This window comes from Parafrankia elaeagni, assembly GCF_000374165.1.
GTDB classification, from domain to species: Bacteria; Actinomycetota; Actinomycetes; order Frankiales; family Frankiaceae; genus Parafrankia; species Parafrankia elaeagni.
In genome coordinates, this window is sequence record NZ_KB893724.1 from 62,497 (window position 1) to 80,382 (window position 17,886).

14 protein-coding genes and 1 tRNA gene are annotated in these 17,886 nt (G+C 73.4%); 6 read left to right on the plus strand and 9 right to left on the minus strand.

The genetic code is table 11. The features are described from left to right. Positions 1-124 precede the first annotated feature (124 nt). The 4 genes from B207_RS0115295 to B207_RS0115310 form a co-directional block, all read right to left on the minus strand. On the minus strand, positions 125-955 hold the full coding sequence (locus B207_RS0115295; protein WP_018637423.1) for an SDR family oxidoreductase: 831 nt from the start codon (positions 953-955) through the stop codon (positions 125-127). Continuing rightward, on the minus strand, positions 952-1,887 hold the full coding sequence (locus B207_RS0115300) for a zinc-dependent alcohol dehydrogenase (RefSeq protein ID WP_026311085.1): 936 nt from the start codon (positions 1,885-1,887) through the stop codon (positions 952-954). The genes B207_RS0115295 and B207_RS0115300 overlap by 4 nt, the downstream gene beginning before the upstream one ends. A 320-nt stretch (positions 1,888-2,207) precedes the next feature. Further along, positions 2,208-2,284: transfer RNA gene (locus B207_RS0115305), tRNA-Pro, on the minus strand. A gap of 95 nt (positions 2,285-2,379) precedes the next feature. Further along, positions 2,380-3,276 (minus strand): metallophosphoesterase, encoded by an 897-nt coding sequence (locus B207_RS0115310; protein ID WP_035740799.1) that lies wholly within the window; start codon positions 3,274-3,276, stop codon positions 2,380-2,382. Between the two features lie 290 nt (positions 3,277-3,566). On the opposite strand from B207_RS0115310, the gene B207_RS0115315 reads away from it, so the two are divergent. Continuing rightward, a complete protein-coding gene (locus B207_RS0115315; RefSeq protein ID WP_018637426.1) occupies positions 3,567-4,028 on the plus strand; it encodes a GatB/YqeY domain-containing protein in 462 nt (153 codons plus the stop codon). Between the two features lie 24 nt (positions 4,029-4,052). On the opposite strand, the gene B207_RS0115320 is transcribed toward B207_RS0115315, so the two are convergent. After that, complete coding sequence (locus B207_RS0115320; RefSeq protein ID WP_051102541.1) at positions 4,053-6,395, minus strand: transglycosylase domain-containing protein; 2,343 nt, start codon at positions 6,393-6,395, stop codon at positions 4,053-4,055. A gap of 713 nt (positions 6,396-7,108) precedes the next feature. Between B207_RS0115320 and B207_RS0115325 the strand changes: the two genes are divergently transcribed. Next, on the plus strand, positions 7,109-7,465 hold the full coding sequence (locus B207_RS0115325; RefSeq protein ID WP_018637428.1) for a WhiB family transcriptional regulator: 357 nt from the start codon (positions 7,109-7,111) through the stop codon (positions 7,463-7,465). Between the two features lie 472 nt (positions 7,466-7,937). Here the strand turns inward: B207_RS0115325 and B207_RS0115330 are convergent, their stop codons facing one another. Next, positions 7,938-9,173, minus strand: coding sequence for an ArsA family ATPase (locus B207_RS0115330; RefSeq protein WP_230205038.1), 1,236 nt, complete (start codon positions 9,171-9,173; stop codon positions 7,938-7,940). A 422-nt stretch (positions 9,174-9,595) separates the two neighbouring features. Next, the gene (locus B207_RS0115335; RefSeq protein WP_018637430.1) at positions 9,596-10,615 is read right to left on the minus strand and encodes an ArsA-related P-loop ATPase; all 1,020 of its coding nucleotides are present in this window, start codon (positions 10,613-10,615) and stop codon (positions 9,596-9,598) included. 120 nt (positions 10,616-10,735) lie between these two features. On the opposite strand from B207_RS0115335, the gene B207_RS40665 reads away from it, so the two are divergent. The 4 genes from B207_RS40665 (at position 10,736) to B207_RS0115355 (ending at position 16,648) form a co-directional block, all read left to right on the plus strand. Further along, the gene (locus B207_RS40665; RefSeq protein ID WP_018637431.1) at positions 10,736-10,897 is read left to right on the plus strand and encodes a DUF4177 domain-containing protein; all 162 of its coding nucleotides are present in this window, start codon (positions 10,736-10,738) and stop codon (positions 10,895-10,897) included. A gap of 13 nt (positions 10,898-10,910) precedes the next feature. Then, on the plus strand, positions 10,911-11,447 hold the full coding sequence (locus B207_RS34035; RefSeq protein WP_018637432.1) for a RidA family protein: 537 nt from the start codon (positions 10,911-10,913) through the stop codon (positions 11,445-11,447). 34 nt (positions 11,448-11,481) lie between these two features. Further along, positions 11,482-12,273, plus strand: a complete 792-nt coding sequence (locus B207_RS0115350; protein WP_018637433.1) for an MBL fold metallo-hydrolase — start codon at positions 11,482-11,484, stop codon at positions 12,271-12,273. Between the two features lie 562 nt (positions 12,274-12,835). After that, on the plus strand, positions 12,836-16,648 hold the full coding sequence (locus B207_RS0115355) for a tetratricopeptide repeat protein (RefSeq protein WP_018637434.1): 3,813 nt from the start codon (positions 12,836-12,838) through the stop codon (positions 16,646-16,648). On the opposite strand, the gene B207_RS0115360 is transcribed toward B207_RS0115355, so the two are convergent. Then, positions 16,595-17,284, minus strand: a complete 690-nt coding sequence (locus B207_RS0115360; RefSeq protein ID WP_018637435.1) for a Crp/Fnr family transcriptional regulator — start codon at positions 17,282-17,284, stop codon at positions 16,595-16,597. The genes B207_RS0115355 and B207_RS0115360 overlap by 54 nt on opposite strands. Before the next feature lie 335 nt (positions 17,285-17,619). Continuing rightward, positions 17,620-17,856, minus strand: coding sequence for a hypothetical protein (locus B207_RS0115365; protein WP_026311087.1), 237 nt, complete (start codon positions 17,854-17,856; stop codon positions 17,620-17,622). Positions 17,857-17,886 lie beyond the last annotated feature (30 nt).

Consider the following 17,886-nt stretch of genomic DNA (forward strand, 5'->3'; position numbering starts at 1 on the left):
CCGTCCGCCGGGTCCGCCTGGTGACGGCTGGTTCGCCTGGTGCGGCCCGCCGGTGGCCGGACGGCTCCCTGACTCCGGGAGCTCGTCCGGCCACCGGCGGCCGGTCACGCCGGGCGGATCGCGGTCACGCCGGCCCCGCGCCGTCGCGGACGGCCGCGACCACACCGCCGTCGACCAGGACGTCGATCCCGGTGACGAACCGCGCCTGGGCCGACAGCAGGAACGCGACCACGTCGGCGACGTCCGCCGACTCCCCACGCCGGCCCAGCGGCGTCCGGTCGACCAGCATCTGCATGCTGCCGTGTTGCTCCGCCTCCTGGCGGCCCTGTGGGGTGTCGATGACCCCCGGGGAGACCGAGCACACCCGGCCGCCGAGCGGGCCGACGCGCACCGCCTCCTGCCGGGCGAAGCGGTGCACCCCCCGCTTGGCCCAGGAGTAGGCCCAGCCCGGATCCTCCACCTGGGTGCCGAGCACATCGTGGAGCCGGTCGAGGAAGTCGTCCGCGAGCGGATCGGCCAGGACGGCGTCCGCCTCCGGATGCGGCTCGCTGAAGGCGAGCAGCGGCGCCATCGAGGCGAAGTACACCGACGCCGTGCCGGCGACGGTGAGCGGGCGCAGTGCCCGCGCCAGCAGCGCCGTGCCGATCAGGTCAACCTGGAAGATCCGGCGCCAGTCGGCCATCGTCGGGGAGATCCCCGCGGCGTGCGCGACGGCGCGGAGCTCCCCGAGCTCACCGACCCGCTTCGCCAGCCGGTCGATCCCCTCCGCATCGGTGACGTCGAGGACGAAGCCCTCGACGCGCGCCGGGGTGCGGCCGCCGAGCTCGTCGGCCACCGCACCGACCGATTCGTCCCGGTCCACCAGCAGCAGGACGTCGACCATCTCCGCCAGCCGTTCGGCGCAGACGAACCCCATCCCCCGCCCGGCGCCGGTCGCGATGCCCACGGTCGTCACGGCTCCACCACCACCCGCAGCGCGCCGGCCGCACGGTCGGCCGCGACTCGGAAGGCCTCCGCGGCGTCCTCAAGGGGAAAGCGGTGCGTGATCAAAGTCCGGGCAATCTCCGGCTCGGCGGCCAGCATCGCGGCGGCACTCTCCATCTCACGCCTGTCGTCATGGACTCCGTAGCCCATGGAGGGGATAAGTCGTGCCTCCCGGTGGAACAGCGTCCCCCAGTCGACCTCCACCCGGCCCAGCCGGACACCGATGCAGACCACGGTGCCGCCCGGCGCCACCAGGCTGATCGCGCGGTCCAGCCCGCTCTCTGATCCGGCGGCCTCGACCACCACGTCGTACAGCCCCGTCGGGCCGACGGTGGCGCCCAGCCGCTCGGCGGCTTCGGCCTGGTGGGGATGGCGAGCCTCCACAGCCACCTCCGGCGCGCCCTGGGCACGCGCTCCGGCCGCCGCCATCAGGCCCAGCGCGCCGGTGCCGACCACGGCGACCCGGGTGGCCGGGCCGGTCCCGGCGATCCGGACGGCGTGCCAGGCGACCGAGGCCGGCTCGACCAGCGCGGCGTCACGGACATCGAGCCCCTCGGGGAGCGCCACGAGGTGCTCGGCAGGCACCCGGAACTGCTCGGCCATGCCGCCGTCCGCCGTCGAGCCCAGGGCCCGCTGGCGGTGGACCGAGCAGAGGTTGTACCGGCCGGACCGGCACAGCTCGCACTCCATACAGCCCATGATCGCCTCGACGACGACGGCGGTGCCGTCGGCGCGGACGCCGGCCAGCTCATGGCCGACGACCCGCTCGCAGCCGAGGCGGATGTACAGCAGGTCCGAGCTGCAGATGCTCGCCGAGCTGATGGTGAGTAACTCCCCGGTGCCGGGCGGTTCGTCGACGTCGACGACGCCCACGGCCCCGGCCCTGGAACGCACAGCCTTCACGAAAACTCCCTCGCGGTGGTACGAAGCCCGGCGACGCGACTGCCCTGCGGTTACCCGGAGGGCAGAACGCAGTTCCTGTTATTGAGAAGGTTCTTCCGCCGGACGGGAATCGTAACCCGCTTCGCCTGCCATGGGATACCCGCGCGGCGGGCCGTCATCGGCGGGTCGACCGCCCGAAACCGGACCCGGCTCCGGGTGCGGGTGCGGGCGCGGGCGCCACGGGCGAACGACGAGGCGCTCCGGCCGGCAGCCGCCGCCCAGCGCTCATCACCGGGCAAAAAAACAGGGGCATGACCCAGAAATGGATCATGCCCCTGCGTTGGTCGGGGTGGCGGGATTCGAACCCACGACCTCTTCGTCCCGAACGAAGCGCGCTACCAAGCTGCGCCACACCCCGCGACCGTGGCTCAGTGTACTAGAAAGCCCGGAGCATGGGACGAGACGGGCCCCCCGAAACCGAACGCCGGCGCCACGACCCCACCGCGCCGGCGGTCACTGCGGGCCGGACAGGGCGAGCAACGTCGCCTCCGGGCGGCAGTTGAGCCGGAACGGCGCGAACGGCGAGGTCCCGAGCCCGGCGGAGACGTGAAGCCAGGAACGGCGTCCCGCGGCCTCGTGCCGGGACAGGCCCCAGGCCCGCCCGCGGTCGATGCCGCAGTTCGTGACCAGCGCTCCGACCCCCGGCAGCCGGATCTGCCCGCCGTGCGTGTGCCCGGAGAGGATCAGGCCCACCCCGTCGGCGGTGAAGGCGTCGAGGACGCGCGGCTCGGGGGTGTGGGTCAGGCCTAGCGCCAGCTCGGTGCCGGGCTCCGGCGGGCCTGCCACCAGCGCGGTCCGGTCACGGCGCAGCCGGGCGTCGTCGACGCCGCGCAGGTCGATCCCGCGCCCCCCGATCTCCAGGCGCGCCCGGATGTTCGTCAGTTCCCGCCACCCGCTCGCCGCGGCCAGCTCGCGGGCGAACCCGGGCCAGTCGAGCGGCGTGCCGCGGCGCGTGGGCTGGTTGTTCCGCTTCAGGTAGTGGTGCGGACTGCGCAGTGTGGGTGCGTAGTAGTCGTTGTTGCCCGGGACGAAGAGGCCGGGGAAGGCGAAGAGGGGCTCGAGGGCGGCGAGCAACGGCTGCCGGGCCCGCGGGTCGGAAAGGACGTCCCCGGTGAGCACGACGAGGTCGGGGACGAGCCGGGCCAGATCCGACAGCCAGGCGAACTTGCCGTGCTGGTTCGGGGTGACGTGCAGGTCCGAGAGGTGCAGCACGCGCAGGGGCACGCTTCCGGGCGCCAGCACGGGCACCTCGCGCCGACGCAGGGTGTAGGCCGTGCGCTCGTGGACGCCCCCGTAGAGCGCGGTCCCCACCCCCGCGGCGACCAGCCCCGTCGCCGCCCGCACCGCCACCGCGCGCCGCCGCACCGGCGGGCGGCGCTGAACGTGAACGGGTGCACGGGTTCCACGTCTCGATCGCATCACTCCAGTCTCACCCAGCCGTGCGACACCGCCGTCTCCCGCCCCGGAACGCTCCCCCGTGTCTCCCGCCAACCCGGTGTCTCCCGGTGTCTCCCGCTGTCCCCCGCCGGCCCCCGCCGGCCCGGTGTCTCCCGCCGGCCCGGGCCGCCGCCCGCCACTCCCCGCGTGGGCGGCGGAAATGGCGTGGCCCCCCGTCCGGACGGGCCGTAGGCTCGATCACCATGAGCACACTCAAGGAGCGGCTGCGCAGCGATCTCACCAGCGCCCTGCGCGCACGTGACGAGCTGCGGCTGTCCACGCTGCGCCTTGCCGTCGCCGCGGTGAAGGACGCCGAGGTCGCCGGAGACGCGGCCCGCGAGCTCGACGACGCGGAGGTCGAGAAGATCCTGGCCCGGGAGGTCCGCAAGCGCCGGGAGGCGGCCGAGGCGTTCGCCGGGGCCGGGCGCGCCGAGCAGGCGAGCCGGGAGCACGCCGAGGGCGACGTGCTCGCCGGCTATCTGCCGAGTCAGCTCGGTGACGAGGAGCTCGCCGCCATCGTCGACAGCGTGCTCGCCGAGCTCGGCCTCTCCGGCCCGAAGGCCATGGGGCCGGTGATGAAGGCGACCCAGGCACGGGTCGCCGGGCGGGCGGACGGCCGCCGGGTGTCCGACCTCGTCCGCGCCCGCCTCACCAGCGGCGGCTGAATCCGCCAGCGGCGCAACCGCGGATCAGCCGTTGAGCTGGTCCCGCAGGTCCGGCGGCCGGCCCGGCCGCAGGCGGTCGTTCACCGCGGGCGGCCAGACGGGCTGACCGGGGCGCGGGGCGATCCCGTTGGGCAGCAGCGTCGCCCCGGTGAGGCCGCCGGACACCTGCAGGACGATCTCGGTGTCCACCGAGACCTCCCCCGGGCCGGGCGCCATGCCCACGACGGTGCCGGGCGGCGCGATGTGCGGCACGATCTCGGACCTGACCCGGAAGCCCTGCGCGCGCAGCGCGGCCTCGGCCGCCTGCTGGGCCTGGCCGCGGACGTCCGGCAGCGGCTTCTTCGGCACCACCGGCTGCGTGTTGTCCGGCGCGGGCAGCGGCGCGACGGGCAGCTGGAGGCCGTCGATCGTGCGGGTCATGGTGCGGGCCCAGATCTGGGCGGGGAAGCCACCACCGAAGACCTGGCGGCTGCCCAGGACGTTTCGCAGCTGATGGGTCGTCGGCCCGCGCGGGTCGGCCAGCGTCACGGCGGTCGCGAGCTGCGGGATGAAGCCGGCGAACGACGCCGTGCTGAATCCTTCCGCGGTTCCGGTCTTACCTGCCGCCGGACGTCCGATCCGGGCGTTGCCCGAGGCTGTTCCGTGGTTGATGACCCCCTGCAGAACCGCGGCGACGCTGTCGGCGATGCCCGGGTCGAGAACCTGCTCGCAGGGCTTTCCGGCGTTGAACGCCAGCGGCCGGTCCGCGGATCCGACGCGCTGCGTGATCGACTGGACCACCCGCGGGTCACACCGGTTCCCGCGCGCGGCCAGGGTGGCATAGGCGGTCGCGAGGTCGAGAGTGCTGATCTCGTTGGAGCCGAGAATCGCCGACCCGTCGACAGCGCTGATGCCGTTCACACCCTCGCATTCGGGGTCGTTCTCACCGGCGGGCCGGATGCGGCAGGAGCTGACGCCGAGCCGGCGGGCCATCTCGGCGGTCTTCATGACACCGAGCCGTTCGGCGAGCTGGATGTAGTAGGTGTTGACCGAGCTCCAGGTGGCCGTGGTGAGCGAGTAGAAGCCGTCCTCGCTCGGGTCCGCGTTGCTGTAGCAGTTCTTCCCGCCCGGATCCGGATTGGGGAACTTGCCCGACCGGTAGCAGAGGGGTGAGTCGAAGGTGGTCGACAGCGGGATGTTGTTCTCCAGTGCGGCCGCCAGTGTGAAGACCTTGAAGGTGGAGCCAGGTGAGAACGAGTCGGTGTCGACCGGGTAGATCTCCTTCGTGTGCACGAAGTCGCTGGTGAGCGCTGGCGCGAGATTGTCCGCCGGTGTCCCGTACTCCCGGTTGACGGCGAGCGCGAGCACGTTGCCGGTGCCCGGCTGCACCATCGCGACCCCGGCGGCGACCCGGTCCCCGATCGGGATCACCTCCGACGCGGAGGTCTGTGCCGCCGCCTGCGCGACCGGATCGAGGGTGGTCCGGATCGTCAGCCCGCCCTCGAACAGCAGGCGGCGGGCGTCCTCGGACGTCGCCGCGAACGTCCGGTCGGCGAGCAGGAGCTGCCGGACGTAGGAGCAGAAGAACGGCGCGGACGAGTCCCCGCAGGCGTCGGCCGAGCGGGCCGGCCGGTCCAGGACGACCTCCTCACCACGGGCGGCCTGCCAGACACCGGTCTCGACGTGTCCCAGTTCGTGCATCCGGCCGAGAACGGTGTTGCGGCGTTCGCGGGCGGCCTGCGGGTGCAGGACCGGGTTGTAGGCGGTGGGGTTCTTCACCAGACCGGCGAGCAGCGCCGACTGGGTGAGCGTGAGCTTGCTGACGTCGATGTTGAAGTAGTGGTGCGAGGCCGCCTGGATGCCATACGCGCCGTCGCCGAAGTAGGCGATGTTGAGGTATCGCTCGAGGATCTCGTCCTTGCTCAGGTGGTCTTCCAGGTAGAGCGCGTAGCGGGCCTCGCGGAGCTTGCGGTCGACCGTCTGCTCGGTCGCCTGCTCCTTCTCCTCCGCCGTCCGGGCCTGGGCCAGCAGGACGTTCTTCACATACTGCTGGGTCAGCGTCGAACCGCCCTGCGTGACCTCGCCGGACTCCTGGTTCGCCAGGTAGGCACGGATCATTCCGCGGTAGTCGACGCCGGTGTGGTCGTAGAAGCGGGCGTCCTCGATGTCGATTATCGCCTGGCGCATGTACTGGGGAACCTGGGCGAGCGCGACGAGCTCGCGGTCCTGTTCGCCGCGGAGCACCGCGATCTCGTTTCCGGCGGCGTCCAGAATGCGCGACGGCTGCGCCAGCGGAGGTACCGTCAGATTCGCCGGCAAGGACAGGAAATGGTTCGCACTGCTCTTCGCGGTGACGCCGGCCAGCCCGATGACGGGCAGCGCCAGCATGCTGACCAGAACGCCCGCGGCGACGCTGGCGGCAAGCACACCGAGAAGTCGCTTCGGGGTGGCGCGGCGCCAACCCGCCGACGATGGCCTGGTTCCGCCCACGGGGGCCGCCCTGTCCGGGGCCGGACGGCCGTCAGGGCCCCGCCGCGTCACCGCATCCGTGCCTGGGAGCTTCACGGGCACTCCTCGCGTACGCCGCGGGGCGCCGCAACCGCGCCCGTCCGATATGTCGGGGCCGGCCACTCTGGCAGCTGCCAGGTCTCAACGCGGGCCCACCTGCCCGGAACCGACGCCCGACCGATGGTTCGGCCTGGTATGAACACTGAGCCCGGGACCCTCCGCTCGAGTCCACCGCCGCCGTCGACGATGTCGGCTTTCGGCGGGCACCCGCACCGCCCGTGGCCGAGGCGTTGATCCAGTACTGCGTTGATCCACACCCTGTGATCCAACAGATGACTTGGCTGATGCGCCACTTCATCGAACTAAGACTACGACGCCACAGCAGAGTCACGGTCGCGTCACCGAGGCGACACATGGCTGTCACAGACCGCACTACTGCGGCGATCGGGATCAATGGCCCGGACTAGTCATTTGGACAACCACCCGTGTGGGGTCTGTGCCGTGGCCACGCCACTCCGTACGGTTTCGGTTCAACGCCACGTCACCACCCGCACGGGCCCCCTGACCCGGACTCGAGAAGAAAGGCAGGTGGCATGACCAGAAGCCTGACCCCCACCGTCAGCCTGTCACGCCGTACCAGTACGACCGGGCTCGTCGGCTCCACCGCCGACGGCGACTGGACGGCTCACGCCGCCTGTCGCGACCTCGACCCGGACGAGCTCTTTGTTCAGGGGGCAGCCCAGAACAGGGTGAAGACCAGGTGCTTCGGATGCGTGGTCCGCACCGAGTGCCTCGCCGACGCTCTCGACAACCAGGTCGAGTTCGGCGTCTGGGGCGGGATGACCGAACGGGAGCGACGCGCTCTGCTGCGCCGCCGACCGGACGTCACCTCCTGGCGGAAACTGCTCGCGGACGCCCAGGCGGACCACCGGTCCGCGTCCGCCGGCTAGCTCCGGCCCGTAACCCTCACCCGGCGGTGTCCGACGACAGCGGGGTCGAACGGACGCCACCACACCAGGTAACACCGGTAACGCACAGTTGTTTCCATCCGAGTCGCGTATAGCCCGGATGGGCGGTGAATGCTCCACCAGTGGCGCTAGTCCCCACCAGCTCACGGTCCACACGGTCTCCGTGTATGGCCCGAATGGGCGGAGGGCGCACTTCAAGGACCCGGGTTCACATCGCACCGGCGCGATTCCCGGGGCCGTATCTCGACCTCCGGTTTTCAGGCCCCAGATCTGCCTGCTCCGTTCATGCCCGGCTGCTCAGCACGCGGTTCCTTCTCCCGGCTGAACATCCCGTCATTCCGTTCCGGCTGGTCAGCGCGGTTGTCGCCCCTTCGCGGTTGCCTGGACAGGCCCGCGGTGACCACCCCCTCGTGCCTACGGCAGGACCCGCCAGGTGCCTACGCCAGCCACCGTCCTATTGCTGCTCCCCGGCCAGCGCCCGTCCGATCTCCCGAAGACCCGCCAGGTCGTGCACGTCGCCCGACAGCGCCTCGACCTCCACCAGCGCGGTGTCGGGATGGGCGCTGGTGAAACGCTCACGCAGCCGCGTCTCGCGCTCCGCCAGCCGCGCGCGGTCGGCGTGGATCCGCAGCACCGCCGCGGCGAGAGGATGCTCCCCGTGTTCGGCCAGTGTCTCCGCACCGGCCAGCCCGCGCTCGACCGTCAGCGCGGACGCCTCGGAGAAGTGCATCCGGTTGACGATCAGGCCGGCCAGCGGCATGCCGTCCGCGTCCAGCCGATCGACGAAGTAGGACGCCTCCCGCAGCGCCGCCGCCTCCGGCGCGGCCACCACGACGAACGAGGTCCCGGGCGCCGCGAGCAGCCGGAAGGTCTGGTCCGCGCGGGCACGGAACCCACCGAACATCGTTTCCAGGGCGGCCACGAACTGGCTCAGGTCGGCGAGGAGCTGGGCACCCAGCACTTTGGTGATGACCCTGGTGAACATTCCAAGGCCCGCACCCAGCACTTTCGCGTATGCCCGGCCGCCCGCCTTGGCCGGCGCGAGCAGCACCCGCAGCAGGCGGCCGTCGAGGAAGTCCCCGAGTCGGCCCGGCGCGTCCAGGAAGTCGAGCGCGGAGCGGGTCGGCGGGGTGTCGACGACGATCAGGTCCCAGACGCCGCTGGCGTCGAGCTGGCCCAGCTTCTCCATCGCCATGTACTCCTGTGTGCCGGCGAAGGAGGACGACAGCGACTGGTAGAACGGGTTCGCGAGCAGCGCCTCGGCACGCTCGGGCGTGCTGTGCTCCAGGACGATCTCGTCGAACGTCCGTTTCATGTCGAGCATCATCGCGTCGAGGCGGCCGCCGGCCGAACCGTCGACGCCGCTGACCTCACGCGGAGTGTTGTCCAGGGCGGTGAGACCGAGCGACTGCGCCAGCCGGCGCGCCGGGTCGATCGTCAGCACGACGACGCGCCGGCCCCGCTCGGCCGCACGCAGCGCGAGCGCGGCCGCGGTCGTGGTCTTGCCGACACCACCCGACCCGCAGCACACGATGATCCGCTCGCTGTCGAGCATGTCGTCGACGTCCAGCCGCGGAACGCCGGACGGATGCGGCCGAGGCCCGGGCCGGCTCGGCGCCGGCCGCTGGCCCCGTCCCGTGGCCCGACGGGTCCCGGCCGGCTTCCGCGCCGGTCCGGACGCCGGCTTCACCCGCCCCGGGGAGGTCTTTCCGGTGGTACCGCCACCGGTCCGCGCGCCGGAGCCACCGGTCTTCGCACCGGAACCGGTGGCCCTCGAGCCCGGGCTGGTGGACTTCGAGTCGGCGCCGGCGGCCTTCCCGCCGGACCTGCCGGAACCACCTGGCCTGCCGGAACCACCTGGCCTGCCGGAACCACCTGACCCGGCGGAGCCGGCGGGTTTCGCCCGGGTGCCGCCGGTCTTCGCACCGCCGGCCAGGGTGCCCCCGCCTCCGGCACCACCGGTTCCGGCCGCACCCGCCGACGTCCCGCCCGCCGAGGCTCCGCCCGCCGACGTGCCGCCCGCCGACGTGCCGCCCGCCGACGTGCCGCCCGCCGACGTGCCGCCCGGCCCCGGCCCGGATCCGCTGTTCTCGGGGCCGCTGTTCTCGGGGCTCACGGGTTCATCCGCTGGGACCGCAGCAGCTCGGCGATCTGGTACACCGTGCCGACGTCCACACCGTCCGCGGCCATCGGCACCTCGCAGACCGGACGGTCCAGGCCGGCGATCTCCGCACGCTGCGCGGTCTCCAGTGCGACCCGCTCGGCATGCTGGGCGGCCTCCCACGCCAGGTTCTCGATCAGCTCCTCGGTCGGCTCGATGCCGGCCTCCTTGACTCCCGTGACCAGTTCCTCGTAGTCGAGCTGGCCGTGCCGGGCCAGGTCCAGCTCGGCCGGCGCGAGCAGCGGCCTGCGCACCATGTTCACCACGACCGCGCCCACCGGCAGACCGACCTCGCGCAGCTCGCGTATCCCGTCCACCGTCTCCTGGACCGGCATCTCCTCCAGCAGGGTCACCAGGTGGACAGCCGCGCGCTCCGGAGCCAGCACCTTCATCACGCCCTCGGCCTGGGCGCGGATCGGGCCCATCCTCGCCAGCCCCGCCACCTCGGCGGTCACGTTCAGGAAGCGGGCGATCCGGCCCGTGGGGGGCGCGTCCAGCACGACCGCGTCATAGGCGAGCCCGCTGGGCCTGGTCCCGTCCGGGCGGTTGACGGCCTCCTTCACCTTGCCGGTGAGCAGCACATCCCGGACTCCGGGGGCGACCGTCGTGGCGAAGTCGACCGCGCCGACGCGCCCGAGGGCACGTCCCGCGCGGCGCAGGTTGTAGAACATCTCGAGGTACTCGAGCAGAGCCTCGTCCGCATCGATCGCCAGCGCGAACACCTCGCCGCCGCCCGGTGCGCTGGCCACCTTGCGCTCCCGGTAGGGCAGCGGCGGGGTGTCGAACAGCTGCGCGATCTGCTGGCGCCCCTCGACCTCGGTCAGCAGCACCCGGCGCCCGCCGGTGGCCAGCGCGACGGCCAGCGCCGCGGCGATCGTGGTCTTGCCCGTCCCGCCCTTGCCGGTGACGATGTGCAGCCGGCGGTCCCACAGAGCCACGGCCGTCTCCCGCGCCAGGTCGTCACCGCTCACGTGCTCGACCGTACCCGGGGGCCGTCACTCCCGACCGCCGCACCCGCGGCCCGCGTCATGACAGATGCTCCCGCCCACCCGGCCGGGCAGCAGGGCGGGGATGCTCTAGGGTCCAAGGTCATGCAGACCACGTGGGAGTACCTGACCGCCCCGCTCCTGATCCACGCCACCAAGCAGATCCTCGACAACTTCGGGGCGGACGGCTGGGAACTCGTGCAGGTCGTGCCCGGGCCCAACCCGGAGAGCCTGGTCGCGTACTTCAAGCGGCCGAAGGCCCAGTAGGCCGGGCCCGGCGATGGCCCCGCCCGAACCCCCCACCCCGGCCGGCGCAGGCGCAGGCGCGCGCGCCGCGTCCCCGGAGCCCGATGGCACCACGCCGTCCGCGCGGCTCGCCGAGCTCGGGCTGGTCCTGCCGGCCGTGCCCACCCCCGCGGGCGCGTATGTGCCGGCCGTGCGGGACGGCGACCTCGTCTGGACGGCCGGGCAGATCCCGCTCGTCAGTGGCCGGCTCGTCGAGACCGGCGTCGTCGGAGCCGGGATCAGCACCGGGCGGGCTGCCGAGCTGGCCCGGCTGTGCGCGCTGAACGCGCTGGCCGCCGCGGCGGAGGCGGCCGGCGGCCTGGACGCCATCATCCGCATCGTCAAGGTCGTGGGATTCGTCGCGAGCGGGCCCGGTTTCGTCGAGCAGCCCCTGGTGGTCAACGGCGCCAGCGAGCTGCTCGGCGCGGTCTTCGGGGATGCCGGACGGCACGCCAGGTCAGCCGTGGGCGTCGCGGCGCTGCCGCTCGGGGCCCCCGTGGAGATCGAGCTGGTGGCCCGGGTGGCCAGCTGAGGCCGCCGCCCGCGGGCCGCGGGACGAGCGCGCGATGAGTGCCCCCCGCCAGGTCACCGGGCTGGCCGCCGTCGCCCTCGCGCCGAACCCCGGCCCGATGACCCTCGAGGGGACGAACACCTGGATCCTGCGGGCCCCGGGCGAGGAGGGCTGCGTGGTCGTCGACCCGGGGCCCGACCACGACGAGCACCTCGCCCGGGTCGCCGCCGCCGGGCCGGTGCGGGCCATCCTGCTGACGCACGGCCACTCCGATCACAGTGCGGGCGCCGCCGTCCTGCACGCCCTGACCGGGGCGTGGGTGCGCGCGCTCGACCCGGCGCACCGGCTCGGCTCGGAGGGCCTGGCCGCCGGGGACGTCGTCGCCGAGGCCGGCGTCGAGCTGCGCGTGCTGGCGACCCCGGGGCACACCGCCGACTCGCTGTCGTTCGTCCTGCACGGTGACGGTGAGCCGCCGGCGGTGCTCACCGGCGACACGATCCTCGGCCGCGGCACCACCGTGGTCGCCCACCCGGACGGCCGCCTCGACGACTATCTCGCCAGTCTGCGGCTGCTGCGCGAGCTCGGCGACATGGCGGTGCTGCCCGGGCACGGCCCGGAACTGCCGGCCGCCGGCCGAGCCGCCGAGGCGTACCTGGCCCATCGCGCGAACCGCCTCGAGCAGGTCGCCGCGGCGCTGGCCGAGCTGGGCCGGACCGCCGACCAGGTCTCCCCGGGCGACGTCGTGCGGCTGGTCTACGCGGATGTCGACCGGGCGCTGTGGCCCGCGGCGGAGCTCTCCGTACGCGCCCAGCTCGACTACCTGAGCACGTACCTGCGCACGCACTGACCTCACCGGCAGCAGCACCGGCCTCACCGGCAGTGGCACCGGCTCCACCGGCAGCGGCACCGGCTCCACCGCCACGGGTGGCGCGGGCCACTCCGCCGGGCGTGACGTCCACCACGGCCCGCTGCCGCCGTCCCGCGGGCGGGGGGTCTCGTCCGGGGGCGGAGGGACGTCCACGGGGTGGCTGGAGGGACGTCCGCCGGATCGGGTACCCCAGAAAACAGGTCACGGAGTGACCTGCGCCACAATGGAGCCCCGACCGGCCGTTGTCCCGGACTCGGCCCACCGGCCCAGGTCAGTCATCCGACACAGCTTGATCCAGAAAGGGAGACGAAGGCCACTAAACTTTCCGGCGGAGGGGACGGCTCGTGCGCTTTGTGACCATTCGGCCCACTGGTACCGCCCGCGGAACCTCGGGTTCGCGGGGCGTGGCCCACCGCGCGCGATCCGGCGCCGGCCATCGACCGACCGCCTGTTCCCGCGGCCAGCGGGGATCCCACCTCCCACGCGGCTCGTGCCGCCCACGCGCCTGCGCGATCATCCGGCGGAGAGGAACCGGTCCAGAATGGTGATCAGCTCTCCCACGCCCGGCCCGCTCGTGTGTCCTCGGTGCGGCACCCCGACCGTCCCCGGCGGGCGGTTCTGCTTCAACTGCGGCCTTCAGTTCACCCAGACCGACACCCCGCGCGCGGAGGCGGCGGAGCGGCGGGTCGTCACCGTGCTCTTCGGCGATCTCTCCGACTTCACCGCCTGGGCGGAGGACCGTGACCCCGAGCGGGTCGGCGAGGTCACCGACCGGGTGCTCGCCGCGCTCGCCCGCGAGGTCGACGAGGTCGGCGGCCGGGTCGACAACCTCAGCGGAGACGGGATCATGGCCGTCTTCGGCGCGCCGACCGCCCACGAGGACGATCCCGAGCGCGCCGTGCGCGCCGCCGCCGCGATGCAGGAGACGGTCCGTCGCCTGATCATGGACGAGGGTGGCGACAGCAGCCCGCTGGGCCTGCGGGTCGGCGTCAACACCGGAGAGGTCCTCGCCGGGGTGCAGGCGGCCCTGTCGTACACGGTCATCGGGGACACGGTGAACACCGCCGCCCGGCTGTCCGGTGCGGCCGCGGTCGGCACCGTCTACGCGGGGCGGGACACGGTCACCGCCACCCGCTCGGTCGCGACCTGGCGTGACCTCCCGCCGTTGATCCTCAAGGGCAAGCGCGAGCCGGTCCCGGCCTACGAGCTGGTCAGCCTGCGCCCGTCCAACATCGCCCGCCCCGGCCTGGCCGACGACGCGACCTTCATCGGGCGCGAGCGGGAGCTGGCCGAGCTCTGCGGCTACTTCACCGGGGTGGCCGACGGCGGTCGCCCGGACGTCGTGGTGGTCACCGGCGAGGCCGGCATCGGCAAGACCCGGCTGGCCCGCGAGCTCGCCGAAAGCGCCGTGACGGCGTCCGGCGCGACGGTGCTGTGGGGGCGCACCGTCCGGCACGGCGACGTGCGGGACCTGGCCCCGCTGATCGACCTCATCCGCGGCGCCTGCGGCATCACCGACGGCGACAGCCTGGACCGGGTGGCCGAGCGGGTGCGCCGCAAGGTCGCCGCGCTCACCCACCCGATCTTCGGGACGAAACTCCCGTCCGGCATCGGCGACCGGCTGCTCGGCATGCTGGGCGTGCCGCCGGACCGCCGGCCGGGCGCGGTCGGGGTGCCGCCGCCGGGCGATCCGGTGGGCCGGGCCTCGCACGGCGAGGCGCTGCAGCGGGCGGTCGACGACGCGGTGGAGACGGTCGGGCTGCTGCTGAGCGCGGTCGCCGTGCAGGGCCCCGTGCTGGTCATCATCGATGACCTGGAATGGGCGACGAGCCGGCTGACCATCGCACTGCGCCGGCTCGCGACCGCGCTGACCGGCCCGGTGATGCTGCTGCTGCTCGACCGGGAGAACCCCCGCTTCGCCGACCTGGCCGCCGCGCGGCGGATCGCGCTGACCCCGCTGCCGGAGAACGCCGCCCGCGCCCTGCTCAAGGACTATCTGGGCGAGCCGGGCCTGTCCCGGGCCAACCAGGCGGGTCTGCTGGCCCGGGTGCACGGCAACCCGTTCTTCCTCACCGAGCTGCTGAACCTGCTGGTGGACAGGGGCCTGCTGCGCCAGGTGCCCGACCCGGACGGGGAGGGGATGCGCTGGGTGCTGGAGGGCTCCCTGGCCGAGACGGTGCTTCCCGCCGGCGTCCAGTCGGTGCTCGCCGCGCGGATCGACGACCTCGACCCGTCGTCGAAGGCGGCGTTGCGGGCCGCGGCCGTGCTCGGCCCCCGGTTCCCGGCCGAGGCGCTGCAGGCGGTCGGGGAGCGCCCCGCGGCCGAGGTCGAGCGGGCCCTGTCCGTCCTCACCGAGCGCCAGCTCGTCCGGCCGCCGCGGCAGGGCGAGACGCTGTGGCGGTTCGTCCATCCGATGGCCCGCGACGTCGCCTACTCGGGCCTGCCGAAGGTCGAGCGGGCCCGCCGGCACGCGACCGCCGCCCGCTGGGGGGTGACCGCGATGGTCGGCTCGTCCCGGGAGGTGTCGACCTTCGTCGCCGGGCACGCCCTGCGGGCCTACGACCTGGCCGCGTCGATGGCGCTGCCGGCCGACGACCCGGCCTGGTCCGCGCGGGAGGCCGGCTTCCACGCGCATGTCCGGCTGGCCCGCTCGGCGCTCGCCCGCGACGACCACCGGGCCGCCGCCGACCTGCTGGCCAACGCCCGCCGACTCGGGCGCGACGTGGTCGACGGCGACGACGACATCAAGGTGCGCATCCTGCACGCGGAGGCGCTCGTCTGGCTGCGCCGGCTCGACGAGGCGGAGCGGGTGCTGCGCCCGGCGCTGCGGCTCAACACGCCCGCCCAGCGGGCGTCGGCCTACGCCGTCCTCGGTGAGCTCCGGCAGAAGCAGGGGCGCGGCGAGGAGGCGCGGCAGTCCCTGATCACCGCCCTGGACGCCGCGCACCGGGCCGGTGACGACCGGGCCGTGGCCGCAGCCCTGCGCCGACTCGGGCTGCTGGAGTACTCGGCCGGCCGCATCCAGGCGGCTGAGGAGCGCTACAGCGAGGCGCTGACCCTCGCCCGGCGCGTCGACGACCCCCGCGGCGTCGGCTGGGCCCTGCAGCACCTGGCCTGGAGCGCGACCACCCGCGGCGACTACGGCCGGGCCGAGCGCACCCTGCGCGAGGCCTCAGCCCTTTTCGAGCGGCTCGAGGACGCCGGCGGCCTCGGCTGGTGCTCCGGCACCGAAGCCCTCGTGCTGCTGCTCTCCGGCCAGCTCACCCGGACCCGCAAGGTCTCCCGGGTGCTCATCAACCTCGCGGAGTCGATGCGGGAACGCTGGGGGCAGGCCGTCTGCCTGACCATCGACGCGGTCGCCGCGGCCGAGCTCGGCGACATCGAGACCGCCGAGGCCGAGGCGGCCCGCGCGGCGGAACTGTTCACCGAGACGGGCGACTCCTGGGGGCACACGCTCACCCTGATCGCCCGCGGCCTGGCCGCCCGCGGCGCGGGCGAACCGCAGCGCGGCGCCGACCTGCTCACCGAGGTGTGCACCGAGGCAGCCGCCACCGGGCATGTGATCATCGGCGCGTTCGTGCAGGTGCTCCTCGGCCTGACCAGGCTGGACGCTGGTCAGGTGGACGCGGCCGAGGAGGCGGCCCGCCGCGCGCTCGCCGATCTGGACCGCCTGGAGCTGCGCCCGCACGCCCAGCTCGGCGCCAAGGTCCTGGTGGCGCAGATCGCCCGGGCCCGTGGCCGGTTGGACGAGGCCATCGCCGGCCTGCGCGGTGCGCTCGCCGTCAGCGAGCCGGCGACCCTGATGTTCCCCCGTCGGCAGGCGTACGCCCACCTCGCCGGCACCCTGCTGGACGCGGGGGAGCCCGACGAGGCGCTGCGGGTGGCCCGGCGCGCGGTCAGTGTGGACGCTGAGGACGTGCGCGCCCAGGTACTGGCCTACCGGGCGCTGGGCACGGTGCTGGCGGCCCACGGGGACGTCGAGGGCAGCCGCGAGGCCTACCAGCAGGCCCTGGCGGCGGCGACGGCCACCGGCGCGGTCAGCGAGGCTCCGCAGACCCGGCGGCTGCTCGCCGCGCTCCCGCCAGCCGGGCCCGGCGACGACGATCCGTCGAAGGACGACGGCGCGCCGTCGAGGAACGGCGGCGCAGCCCGGGACGGCGGCTTCGGGATCACGAACGAGGGCCGCCTCGGCGTCGCGGAGAACGGGCTGGGGAAGACGCCGCTCCCGGATCCGGCGCCCTTGGCGGATCCGGGAGACGGCCGGGTAACGGACATGCCGGCTCCCCTACCGGCGGTGAGTTCAGCGGGCCCGGCGGGCGAGCCGCTCACGATCGAGCAGCACGACGGCGCGTGAGTCCAGCCGCAGCCACCCTCGGGTGGCGAAGTCGGCCAGGGCTTTGTTCACCGTCTCCCGCGAGGCACCGACCAGTTGTGCCAGTTCCTCCTGGGTGAGGCCGTGTTCGACCCGGACCCCCGCCGCCTCGTTGCCCGGCTGGGCCGGCTCACCGAAACGGTCGGCCAGGTCGAGCAGCGCCTTCGCCACCCGGCCGGGCACGTCGGTGAAGACCATGTCCGCCATCGTGTCGTTGGTCCGCCGCAGGCGGCGGGCCAGCACACGCAGCAGCAGCGCCCCGGCCTCGGGCCGGGAACGCAGCCACGGCCGCAGCGCGGTGTGGTCGAGTGCGACGAGCGACGCATCGGTCACGGCGGTCGCCGTGGCGGTGCGCGGCCCGGGATCGAACAGGGAGAGCTCTCCGAACAGATCTCCCGGCCCCATCACGTACAGCAGGTTCTCCCGCCCATCGGCGGACTGGCGTCCTATCTTGACCTTGCCGGAGAGAACCACGAAAACGCGGTCACCGACATCCCCTTCGCGGAACAGCACATCGCCACGGGTCACGTCCTGCCGGTCCAGGTGATCGGAAAGCGCCTGGCGGTCGGGCTCGGACAACCCGGCGAACAGCGGAACGCGGGCTAGCAGATCGTCCACGAGGTGAGCATGCCAGGGTGCGGGGCTTTGGGCACGGCCAGGGACCCCCATCGGCCTGGTCAGGTCACGCAGATGTACCCGAATACGTCGTTCTGATACGCAAAGTGACAGCAGAAGCACCACCAAGGTGGCGTGAGTCACAATCCGCGCAGCACGGCCGATCTGTGGGCCTGCGCACCGTGCGACCGCTCACGGCGACGGTCACGCCGTCAACCGAACAGGCCGAACAGGCCGAACAGGCCCGATCGGGTCAGTCGGACAGGTTGGGCAGGTTGGAAAGGTTGGGCAGACCGAGATGGCGGCCTCGTCGGGCGTCAGGCGTCAGGCGTCGGGCGTCAGGCAGCGCGGTGCTTGCCCGGCGGAGTGCGGCGCAGCCGGCGCCGGTAGCGCTCGAGCGCGGCTGGCAGACCCTGTTGGACGAAGGTCGCCACCTCGTCGGGCCGGGCGCTGTCGAGAAAGCCCTCAAGCCCCTTGCCCGTGTCGGCAGCGTTGAGGGGGCGCTCCACCCGCTCCATCGCCAGGAGGAGCCCGAGCAGCACCAACGGGAACGTAACCACAGCAAAGGCAAACATGACGAACCCATGGTCCACGATGGCGGCCGG